The 354-nt window shown below is 43.5% G+C and carries 1 other RNA gene; it reads right to left on the bottom strand.

The features are described from left to right. Positions 1-354: RNase P RNA component class B (gene rnpB / locus HL666_RS34755), an RNA gene on the bottom strand.

The raw sequence follows: 354 nt of genomic DNA, 5'->3' as shown, positions 1-354 counted from the left end.
GCCATGTTTTGTTCCAGAAACAACTAGGAATTGTTTCTTTCGATAATCATCTGTCTACTGCAAAGCAGTCAGGATAGATTGTTCTCATTCCAACTATCCCATGCCCCTACCAAAGTTTGGGTTGCTAGCTTGAGGGGTTTACCGCGTTCCACTTTCTAGATTTCCCTAGAAACTACGTCACTGTGGCACTTTCAAAGCTATTCAGGCATATCCAAAGACTTAGCCCTTTTGCTTGCCGTAAGATAGCTAGCTATCTCCCTAGGCTTATTTTTTCGCCTAGCACAAACACTACTGGCATCACAGCCAGTGCTAGCATGGACTTTCCTCATAGTATCTCAATACTACGCGATTATC

Source organism: Bradyrhizobium aeschynomenes (assembly GCF_013178945.1).
GTDB lineage: Bacteria > Pseudomonadota > Alphaproteobacteria > Rhizobiales > Xanthobacteraceae > Bradyrhizobium > Bradyrhizobium aeschynomenes.
The sequence above is the reverse complement of the archived record's forward strand: the minus strand, read 5'-3'. Positions and strand labels throughout refer to the sequence as shown.